We start from the raw sequence: 9130 nt of genomic DNA, 5'->3' as shown, positions 1-9130 counted from the left end.
GAGGCCAACCGATACATCAACATGGACGACCTGCGCGAGCACAAGAAGCTCGCTCTGCGCCAAGCCGCATGACCAGCATCATGGCTGCCCCATTTTGCAGAACTTGACGCACACAACCCCCCGCGACAAAGGCTGCTGGGCCGTCGTAGCGCCGATCTGCTCCGGCATGGCAGCGTGAATGCCCGCTCGACTCCAGCAACAGCTTCATCCTTGGTTGCGACGTTCCCGCGCGCGCCGCCGTCATCGAGCGTATCTTACTCGCCTAACCCGGATCGTGCCGCGTCCGCTTTCCGGGACGCACGGATCTATGCTCAATACCTAATGTCAGGCGCGTACCTGAATTGGTCCTCGAGCCGAGATAGCGCGTTAGTCCATACCCGACATTGCGATGTCCAGAAATCGACCGTTTCGCGAACAGCGATGACTACTCGGAGCTGCTATCTCGTTTGCGCCACGAACTGTCCCCTGCCCTCAATGCTTCCAACGTCTCATTTGGGGGCCGATAACGGACTGACAGCTTCGAGCGTCGAGCCGTTGGGTTAGACCCTGACGCCGATGCGTGCGCCGACGGAATCTTCCAACAGTCAACAACGCCGAGCTAAGCGTCGAGCAAAACCGTCCCTCGCGGGCGGCTGCAACATGCCAGGACATAGCCGGCAGATTTCTCTTTAGCATTCAGTCCGCCTAAATCGTCCATGGTAACCTCGCCGGATAGTTTGGCTATTCGGCACGTTCCGCAAACGCCCTGCTGGCAGGCGGTTGGGATGTAGATGCCACAGTTCCGCGCCGCGTCCAGCAGGGTCTCTCCGGGCGCGCAGCGATGCTCCACACCCGAGCGGACAAAACGGACCGAAGACGAAATCGCCAAGCCCAATTCCGACCGAGAACCATTGCTGCCTCCGAAACTCTCCTCGTGATACTGCGCTGGCGGGAAGCCTATTGCATCAAGGCAGGCGCGTGCCGTCTTCATGTACCCTTCGGGCCCACAGGCAAAAACAGTGCGCTTTTGAAGATCGGGAACCAGGCTCAGCAGCATCCGACCATCAATTCGGCCGGTTGAACCCGTCCAAGCGGGACCTCCCTGGCCGCAAACCAAAGTCACTTGAACATTGGGAAAGCGAGCGGCAAGTGCTTCCAGTTCCGCTCGGAAGATGATGTCGCCTGGGGTTTTCGCGCTGTGAATGAAGCGGATCTCCCTGTCGTCTGCGCGGTCTGTAAGCGCACGCAGCATTGACATGGTCGGAGTCACGCCGCTCCCGCCCGAAAGGAAAACAGGTTTCTCCGACGGCAATTTATCCAGATTGAACGAACCGAGCGGCCCTTCGATCTCGATCTCGCTGCCCGGCGTCAAATGGTCATGGATCCAGTTGGAAGTGAGCCCGCCCTGCGTTCGCTTCACGGTGATCTGAAGATCAAGCGGTCGCGTCGGCGGTGACGATACCGAGTAGGCGCGCGTTATTGTGGCGCCGTTGATCCTGAGGTGCACGAGAACATACTGGCCCGCGCTGAAGCAGAACATCCGACCAGCGGCAGATGTGAGAACAAATGTTTTCACATCGTGCGTCTCGTCTATCACGCGACGGCAGAGCACTATATCTCGCGTCTTTTGTGCCCATCGCCGCTGACGCATGGTGGGCACGACATCTGAGGCTTGGATGGAGGCGTATGCATTCATCGTGCGGCTCGGCGTTAGGTCGAGCGAACATGCCAGTTCTTACCCCGCTGAACAGCAATATTATTCCAGCGTTATGATCGGGAATATCGATTAAACCTCCAGCGACATAACAGCGAGATGGAGAGCACGGATGCCTTTGCGAATGATCGGTTCGTGTTTGCGGCGTGCCAGTATCGCCGTATGGACTGGCTGGTGCAAGGTCGGCGCTCCTTCGACCAGGAACGATGGAAGCTCACCGGTAAACCTGCGCGCATCATCGCTGCGCATGTAGCAAGTGCCGCCCGTTCGCCGGAGCATGATCTCCGCCAGAGCTTCCGATCCGGTCGAAAGTCGGCAGATCGCCAATTGGGCCAGCATCTCTGCGTGCGTTTTCTCCAGCACGACGGTGTAGCCTGGTCGGATGTAGGTGTCGGGATCGACGTCCGACAGGTTTCTGGCGGCAGTCGAAACCATTACATATTCCTCGACCATCAGGTGCTCGTATGCGATCTCAGGCAAGTAGCGGGGGGCATAAAGCACCGCGATATCCAGGTTTCCCATGCTGAGGTCGCTGACCATCTGGTTCGAATAATCCGACTCGACATGGATTGAGGACTTCGGAAGTGCTTGGCACAGGGTTTCGACCCACCCGGGCAGGACTGAGCGGGTCATGCCCACTTGGGCGGCAACGCGCAAGGTGCCTTCGAAACGGTTGAAGGCCCGGACATCGTGGCGAGCCTGCGACCAAGTGGATACCAGAGATCTTGCGTAGGCTTCGAACCGGCGCCCTGCGGCAGTCGGCTCTGCCCCGGCGCGTCCGCGTTGGAACAGTTCAGATCCGATTGCGCTCTCCAGGTTCTTGATGCGGGTGCTGATTGTCGATTGGGTTAAGCCCAACCGATCTGCGGTGCGATTGAAATTTCTCGATTCGATGATGTCGAGAAAGGTTTCGATGTGATCAAGCTGCATGGAAATCCCGATCGAAAAATTCGATCATGTTCCTGCCTACCATAAGCTTGATCAAACAATACTCAAGGGGGAAGCTGCACCAGATCATCGGCCGGCGCACCGCCGGGACGGGCCACGGAGCGGAACAAAGTGTTCATAGTTCACGGTGAACGCCATGAGCTGCTCGAGCTTCATGCCATCCTGCTCGTAAATCTCCTGCAGCTTGGCCGAAACCCTGGCCAGCCTGAGGCGCTGCTGCACGAATGTTGCGGAGACGAAGAAGCGTGCGGCAATCTCCTCATGGCTCGCGCCCTGGTCTTGAAGTGTCTGGAAGGCGCGAAACATGTCGAGCGGATGTAAATCTTCGCGCTGAAAATTCTCGGCCAGCGAGTCCTCCTCGATCGGGACCGCGCTGTGGGCGTCGCTTATGACGCAGGGAACTGGCTCGGTCTTGCTCATGCGCTTCTGCTTGACCAGCAGTTCCAGCGCGCGATAGCGGCGCCCGCCAGCCGGCACCTCAAACATGCCGGTCTCGTTGCCCTCGCCGTCCAACACTGGCCGGACGTTGAGGCTCTGGAGCAGGCCGCGCCGAGCGATCGACGCGGCGAGGTCCTCTATGGTTTCCCCGCGCTTGATGCGCCGGACATTGGACTGGCTCAGCATCAGCTTGTTGAAGGGGATGTCACGTGAAGCGTTGAGGGTGATCTTCTGCTTGGGCGTAGCCATGTGGACTATCTCCGCGACGGGCGGCCGAAACTCTCTCGTCCTCCAAACCCGTCAAAAAAGACGGGCGCAGCCCTCTCACTCTGAGGACTGAGCCGCACCGAAGATCCAGAGGTGGGGACAGGGCCGCAGACACGACTGCGCATCTGCGGCTTGCGGATTACAAGCTGAGATCTCACTCGCCGTCTCGGCCAGATTGGCCGGCATGGTCGAGTTGCGTTCGGCGTCGCGAAGGTTTCCGCCCCGGCGGACCGCCTCTGCCCAGACGGAAATCGGCAGGTCGGTGCCAAAGAGCATGTCCCGCTCGATGCCGATGCCGAAAGGCAGCCGGATCGACGTCATCTCGAGCGCGGTTGCGAGCCAATTCCTTCGCCGAGTTGATTTGAAGAGCTTCACCACCCGTACGTGTTCGGCGTCGCGATCGCGGCTATTGGCGAGCAGGCACGCGCAGTTCCTCGGTGAGAACGATCATGCCGCCCTCTTCTCGATTTCGACCTCATCGACGCTGGCGGGCCCTGCCCTGGTTCCGTTGTCGGGTTGCGGAAGGAAGGCGAGCAACCAGTCGGCTGCCTTGCTGGCTTGGGAGGCGGCACGCACGATGGCTCGGTTGTCTTCGCGCAGGACGTCGAGCCAGGAGGCCAGGTAATCGGCGTGGCGCACGGTCGGCGCAATACCTCGCGAGGCGCAGCAGAAGGCTGCGTTCATTTCGGCGACCAGTTCCTCGAAAGCATATCGCTTTGTGCCGAAGGCGCAGCCGAGGTCACGGCCGACGCGGGAGGGATGGCCGGTCGCATGGCCAAGCTCGTGCAGGGCGGTGCGGTGCCAGTCAATGGTCTCGAAATACGCCTGCGGAGGCGGCACCTGCACGTAGTCGTGCGCCGGCACATAATAGGCGCTATTGCCGCCGATGCGGAAATCGATCCCTGTCGCCTTGATCAGTGCCTCGACGGCCGGTTCGATCAGTCCGGGCTCTGGTGCGGGCGGAAACACCGCCAGATCGTCGGGCAGATTTTCGCATTGCGCGACGTTGAAGACGGTGAAGCGCTTCAGAAACTGTATGGCCCGTGCTGCCTCGCCGGTCTCCCGCGCGCGTTTCTTCTCGTCGTCAGGGATGAAGCGGTCAGAATAGACGACGGTGGTCCCGTGTTCGCCCTTGCGGACATGGCCGCCCAGCGATAGCGCCTGGCGGAAAGTCAGCCAGCCCTGGACGGGAAAGCCATGCTCGACGACCGCACCCCACAGGATCAGCACGTTGATCCCCGAATAGGCACGGCCAGAGGCGGCATTGGCCGGCATGGCGAGGGGTGCTTGCTCCGCCGCCGTGCCCCAGGGCACCCAGGGAAAGCGCCCAGCCTCCAGCTCGGCGATGATCTTGTTGGTGATGTCATCATAGAGGCTTGCCCGGTCGGCGCCGGCGCGAGCGTAATGTCTGGACATCTGGTTTCTCCGCGACGGGCGCCGGAGGCCTCTCCTCCAGCTCTCAACCCGTCACGGCAAACCGGTCCGTACTCTCGCTCTAGAGGCTAGCCCAGGCCTCGAAGGGGGACGCTCCCGGACTTGGGGCAAAGGCGGTCCGCGCCAATCAGTAGTGTCGCTGACCTATGGTTATTGCTGCCGGACTGCGTGCCGAATGCGGTCGGTAAGCGTTTGTGCGACGTCGAAATAACCTTCCCAGGCTTCGCGCACCTGAGCCCGCGCGGCGGCGGCGAAGACATCGAAGCCGTTGGCGTTTTTCGCAGGTGGGCAACTCATCCCAGCTGACAGGCACCGCGCACGACGCCCCCGCGCGTGCCCGAGTCGACCAGGGGCAGATTGCAGTGGAGCCCTGGCCGTTGCGCAGGTAATCGAGAAACATTCGGCCCTTGCGCTTCGCCTTGCTCATATTGGCGACGAAGCGCGACGGATCTGTACGGGCCAGCAGTTCGGCGAAGTCCTGGCAGAAGCTCTTGACCTCGTCCCAGTCTGCCTCCGGGAGGAGCAGGACGACCACATGAACGCCCTTGCCGCCGGACAGCAACGGCCACGACTGCAATCCAAGCGCTTCCAGAATGCTCCGAATGTCGAGGGCTGCCTGCTTGACGGCAGCAAAGCCCAAGCCCTGTCGGGGTCGATGTCGAAGATCATGCGGTGCGGCAGATCCGGCTGCTGGCGACGGCTTCCCCAGATGTGGAATTCGAGCACGTTCGTCTGGACGCCCGCGATCAGCCCAGCCAAGTCATCGACCACGAGATGCGGCTTTCCTTACCGGACACCTTCTCCAAGTGGCCATCATGGATGGCCCTGGGCACGCCTGGCAGGTTGTGCTTCTGAAAGAAGGTCTGCTGCAGGTCGCCGTGAGTATCGCGCACCAGCGACAGCGGCCGATCCTGAATGTGCGGCAGCATCTTCTCGGCGACCACTGCGTAGTAGGCGGCGAGCGTGGATTTGGTCACCTTGGTGCCTGGATACATGACCTTGTCCGGATGCGTCAGCTTGACGCCGACAGCAGCGGCGATCTCGTTGCCGGATCGAGATTGGCCGAGTCTCTGGGCCGTTTGCGCCTTTTGTTGAGAGTGCCGTCTACTCGGACATGAGGAACTCGGATACATGTCAATACGCTGCCTGGGATTCGGTTCCATGCCCAAGCACCGCGCCGGCGACCGTCGGCGCTCAAGGAAGAACGGCGCATAAGCCGCAGTCCTGCGCGCGGCCGCAACAGCGGACAATTGTCACGCGCAGGACGGAGGAAATTCGCCCCCCGCCGCGGGCGGTGAACAGGACAGCCGTAGGAGCGTCAGCATAGCGCCGGCCCCAGGACGGGACGCGGGACCGACTGTCCCCGTCCGCGGTGGTCCGCATGTTTTGGTTCGAAGCCCACCGGCTGAGATCGCGCAGTTCAGTTCTCGACAGTCCGACCGCTGATCCGCGATGATGCAAACAGGATTGAACCACACCAGAGCCGAGTTTGGCTGCAAGAAATCGATCTGGTCTTGCACCCTTTCGGCTTCTTCCTCAATTGCGTTGCAGCTTGTGAATTCCAAGCCTGACAGGCCCTCCCCTGTCACAACTCGTGCAGAAAGCGCTCGCTCGACCGAACTGAGAATGCGGCTTTTCCATTGCGCTCGATGAGGCGTTTTGCCGTTGCATGGTGCGAACATGATCTGCAACAAGCTCGCAACACATGCCACTCGCGAAATGTCGAGCGCCCATACAGGCCACCGTGAACGCTGCCAGGCGCTCTCAAGCGTCAACGCCGGTTGCTGTTTAGCTGGCGACGTCCCTTGGCACGCTTTCGGTCGGAGAAAAGCGAATATCCGCCGTCCTCCCGAAATCTGCAGCGACGCATGAGCCCCGGGCTTGACCCATTGCGTCGCCGAGATTTATTCCCTTGGGCGCCGGCATGGTGTGCCCCAGGAACCTCTTCCACAGTCGCTAGCCAATAGCGGGGCTCGAATTGATGCGGCTGAGCCCACAAATTGGTCGATCGCGCGGCCAATCGAAAGCCATGAAGAGAGGTGGAAACCCTGTAGTGCCGAAGTATCACGTTGAGGGGATGGATGGTGCTACGCAGACGGCCATACGGACAGTCAACGCCCATGTGGGCCGGTAAGCATCCGAATGCACTCTGCGCGCAAGTGAACCCCTTGCGCTAACGCTTCGACGCGCCATCAAAGCATTGACCATGTTGGGGGGCGATCGCACCGCTGATGGCCAGCGAAGGCCAACAAGTGGTCCGGCTACCCTTGGAGCCAATCCGCATTTCTGGCGATTTTTCCCTGGAGCAATCAGTGCATTGACATGAACTCGGCCGTTTTATTGTTCCTTGCTGAGTGCAGGTAATCGTGCCGGAACTCAGCAAGAAAGGCCAGTCCTTCCCAATCATGGATGGTCAATTGGCCATTCACAAGTGATGTAAGGTGCTTCTCCCGAAGAGACTTGAGCGTGCGGTTGATGTGGACTGCCGACAGCCCTGTCGCCTCGCCAAGGTCAGCTTGAGTCACACCAAAAGCGCAGGTTTGATCGGACGCAAGTCCGGCATCTTCCATACGTAGCATGATTTCACAGAGAAGGTGGGCCACTCGGCCAAGCGCTTGGCGCTTCCCGACATTGACCACCCATTCGCGAAAAATCGATGCATCAACCAGTGTCGTTCGCCAAAGATTTGCCGCCAGCCTGGGGTGGCGTTCGCAGAGCAGCCGGATAGCCGAGTGATCTATGAAGCCAACACTGCAAGCGCTCACCGTTCGAACGTCGCTATCCAACAGATCGAGGTGCAGGCTCAACAGATCGGGCATGTCGCCAGGCACATGATAAGCAGTGACCTGACGCTTCCCGTCTCCTGTTACCTTCGAGGTGCTGGCTAAGCCAGCCAGGACCATTATGCACCGGGACGGCTGGTCGCCTTCCCGGACCAAGTTCTGGTTTGCGCCAATCGCAACGATCCTTATTCTTACCGCGTCGAGAGCTTGACGCTCACCTGACGTGAGGGTGAAGGCACGATGGAACTTGGCGGTTAAGGGGCTTTGATAAAGCATGTCGGCTCTCCGTTTGGGCGGGAGCGCTATGGTCTCTCAGTCACCCGCGGCCAGCAGAACGCGAATGATGCCCGACCTTATATCATAAACACCGGACCGACTTAACCTGTGATAAGTCTGGCACTGCTTCCGATGGTCCTTTCCCCATCGGCAAACACAGGCTCAACAGGATTGGTGCTTACGAGGGAAGCGGCCCATCATCGGGCCTCGAGTTGCGCAGCTGCGGCAGCAGCTATAATAGATCGTTCTCAAATTCGAGGACTCACACCATGACCGACGCCCCCGACCACGCCGCTGAACTGGTAGAACTCACGGCGGATGTGGTATCCGCGTACGTCAGCAACAATCCCGTGCCGGTCGCGGGCTTGGCGGACCTGATAGCCTCAGTGCACGGGTCGCTGTCTGGGATTGGCCATCGCGTGGCTGCCGCGACCGAAGAACCAGTGCCTGCGGTAAATCCAAAAAGGTCAGTATTTCCCGATTACATCATCTGTCTTGAAGATGGTAAGCGGTTCAAAACCCTTCGGCGACATCTGCGCGTGGATTTCGGTCTCACTCCTGACGCGTATCGAACGAAGTGGAACTTGCCATCCACTTATCCGATGGTCGCTCCCAACTATGCGGCCTCACGGTCTGCCATGGCGAAGTCGATCGGTCTGGGTAGGAAGGCACCGCAGCCCACGGCAACTGCAACGGGCAAGGCAAGGCCGACGGCTAAGGCTAAAGCGTAGCTTCCGCGATCACACCATTACCACCGCGGCACCAATCGGCGATGTATGCATCGCGGCGGACCTGTCCGCTCTTGGCCGGTGCCCACCCAGGTTCCCCAACCCATGGCGCCGGCCATTTGTGGCCCACACCTCAGCTTCGTATTGCTGCCCAATCTTTTCTTGTTGTAGGCCGCTTACGACGTTAATCTCCGCTTGGCCTGATTGCTGGGAGGCAACGCCATGGCTGACATAATTCCAATTCGCAAAGCACGCCCTTGTGTCGAAGTTGGCAAACCCTGTGGCGAGTGGTTTGTCCGCGTGATCGAGGAAGACCAGGAACTCACCCGATCATTCAAGCTCGAATCCTATGCCGTGGCCTTTGCAGAAGGCCAAAGGTCGCGTCTGCATCTCAACACGTTTTCGCGGCTGTAGAGCAAGCCTATGCAGAGGTCCGCAGGGTTACTGGCGAATTTGGGCGATAGCATCGAAGCCATCGCCGGCCACATTGCGACCATGGAAACGCGACAACTGCACCAATAGCTCAAGTCGTTGCCATCGAGATCGGAAATCGCCAGCGCGGA

General features: G+C 59.9%; 8 protein-coding genes and 2 pseudogenes. 2 read left to right on the top strand and 8 right to left on the bottom strand.

Annotation, left to right across the window (positions count from 1 at the left end; translation table 11 throughout):
• Positions 1-598: 598 nt before the first annotated feature.
• The 8 genes and pseudogenes from NKH22_RS23470 to NKH22_RS23435 all read right to left on the bottom strand — a co-directional run bounded on the left by NKH22_RS23470 (position 599) and on the right by NKH22_RS23435 (position 7839).
• Positions 599-1675, bottom strand: coding sequence for an FAD-binding oxidoreductase (locus NKH22_RS23470; RefSeq protein WP_031204576.1), 1077 nt, complete (start codon positions 1673-1675; stop codon positions 599-601).
• A gap of 90 nt (positions 1676-1765) precedes the next feature.
• A complete protein-coding gene (locus tag NKH22_RS23465) occupies positions 1766-2623 on the bottom strand; it encodes a LysR family transcriptional regulator (RefSeq protein ID WP_023673822.1) in 858 nt (285 codons plus the stop codon).
• Between the two features lie 129 nt (positions 2624-2752).
• A pseudogene (locus NKH22_RS23460) lies at positions 2753-3328 on the bottom strand (ParB/RepB/Spo0J family partition protein); the annotation flags it as partial.
• Positions 3329-3403: 75 nt separating this feature from the next.
• Positions 3404-3724 carry a DUF2958 domain-containing protein gene (locus tag NKH22_RS31565; RefSeq protein ID WP_460221719.1) on the bottom strand — a complete coding sequence of 107 codons (321 nt, stop codon included), beginning with the start codon at positions 3722-3724 and terminating at the stop codon, positions 3404-3406.
• Positions 3725-3793: 69 nt separating this feature from the next.
• Positions 3794-4762: an ArdC family protein gene (locus NKH22_RS23450; RefSeq protein ID WP_023690434.1), complete on the bottom strand. Its 969-nt coding sequence runs from the start codon at positions 4760-4762 to the stop codon at positions 3794-3796.
• Between the two features lie 145 nt (positions 4763-4907).
• Positions 4908-5506: pseudogene (ligD, locus tag NKH22_RS23445) on the bottom strand (non-homologous end-joining DNA ligase LigD).
• Between the two features lie 20 nt (positions 5507-5526).
• Positions 5527-5943 (bottom strand): non-homologous end-joining DNA ligase LigD, encoded by a 417-nt coding sequence (gene ligD / locus NKH22_RS23440; RefSeq protein ID WP_155927363.1) that lies wholly within the window; start codon positions 5941-5943, stop codon positions 5527-5529.
• A 1146-nt stretch (positions 5944-7089) separates the two neighbouring features.
• The gene (locus NKH22_RS23435) at positions 7090-7839 is read right to left on the bottom strand and encodes a Crp/Fnr family transcriptional regulator (protein ID WP_023686036.1); all 750 of its coding nucleotides are present in this window, start codon (positions 7837-7839) and stop codon (positions 7090-7092) included.
• A gap of 269 nt (positions 7840-8108) precedes the next feature.
• On the opposite strand from NKH22_RS23435, the gene NKH22_RS23430 reads away from it, so the two are divergent.
• Both NKH22_RS23430 and NKH22_RS23425 read left to right on the top strand, forming a co-directional pair.
• Positions 8109-8570, top strand: a complete 462-nt coding sequence (locus NKH22_RS23430; protein WP_023673144.1) for a Ros/MucR family transcriptional regulator — start codon at positions 8109-8111, stop codon at positions 8568-8570.
• A 219-nt stretch (positions 8571-8789) separates the two neighbouring features.
• Positions 8790-8981, top strand: a complete 192-nt coding sequence (locus NKH22_RS23425) for a hypothetical protein (RefSeq protein ID WP_023673145.1) — start codon at positions 8790-8792, stop codon at positions 8979-8981.
• Positions 8982-9130 lie beyond the last annotated feature (149 nt).

It is taken from the genome of Mesorhizobium sp. M1252 (genome assembly GCF_040318265.1).
GTDB lineage: Bacteria > Pseudomonadota > Alphaproteobacteria > Rhizobiales > Rhizobiaceae > Mesorhizobium.
Note: the sequence above shows the minus strand (reverse complement) of the source record. Positions and strands in the feature narration are given on the sequence as shown.

What these genes read in the sequence shown, in the direction of transcription:
- NKH22_RS23465 (WP_023673822.1), bottom strand. Translation starts at nt 2,623, where the DNA reads ATGCAGCTTGATCACATCGAAACCTTTCTCGACATCATCGAATCGAGA.
- NKH22_RS23430 (WP_023673144.1), top strand. Translation starts at nt 8,109, where the DNA reads ATGACCGACGCCCCCGACCACGCCGCTGAACTGGTAGAACTCACGGCG.
- NKH22_RS23470 (WP_031204576.1), bottom strand. Translation starts at nt 1,675, where the DNA reads ATGAATGCATACGCCTCCATCCAAGCCTCAGATGTCGTGCCCACCATG.
- ligD (WP_155927363.1), bottom strand. Translation starts at nt 5,943, where the DNA reads ATGGAACCGAATCCCAGGCAGCGTATTGACATGTATCCGAGTTCCTCA.
- NKH22_RS23450 (WP_023690434.1), bottom strand. Translation starts at nt 4,762, where the DNA reads ATGTCCAGACATTACGCTCGCGCCGGCGCCGACCGGGCAAGCCTCTAT.
- NKH22_RS23425 (WP_023673145.1), top strand. Translation starts at nt 8,790, where the DNA reads ATGGCTGACATAATTCCAATTCGCAAAGCACGCCCTTGTGTCGAAGTT.
- NKH22_RS23435 (WP_023686036.1), bottom strand. Translation starts at nt 7,839, where the DNA reads ATGCTTTATCAAAGCCCCTTAACCGCCAAGTTCCATCGTGCCTTCACC.